Genomic DNA, 338 nt, shown 5'->3' on the forward strand with positions numbered 1-338 from the left:
GCAAGAATTAGAACAGACCTATCTCCTCGACACCGCCGGCATCACCGCTACAGGAAACCTCACCCTCAACGCCACCGCCGGCTCCATCCTCAACCAGGGAGCCGTCTTAAGTGCCGGCAAAGACCTCACTCTCACCGCCGCCCAAGACATCGACATCGAAAGCGTCTCCCAGGAACGGAGAGTCGCTGTCGCCTATCAAGGCTCCAGCTACTCTGAATACGTAAATATTCATCAGGGAAGCCAGCTTAGCGGAGAAACCATCACCATTACCGGCAAGAACCAGGTCAACATCCAGGGAGCTGCCGTAGCGGCGGAAAAAACCATTGAGATCCAAGGCG

1 protein-coding gene is annotated in these 338 nt (G+C 55.9%); it reads left to right on the forward strand.

Annotation, left to right across the window (positions count from 1 at the left end; all coding sequences use genetic code 11):
* A partial coding sequence (locus ALO_RS12230) for a hemagglutinin repeat-containing protein (RefSeq protein ID WP_004096339.1) occupies window positions 1–338 on the forward strand: 338 nt, incomplete at both ends.

The organism is Acetonema longum DSM 6540 (genome assembly GCF_000219125.1).
Taxonomy (GTDB): domain Bacteria; phylum Bacillota; class Negativicutes; order Sporomusales; family Acetonemataceae; genus Acetonema; species Acetonema longum.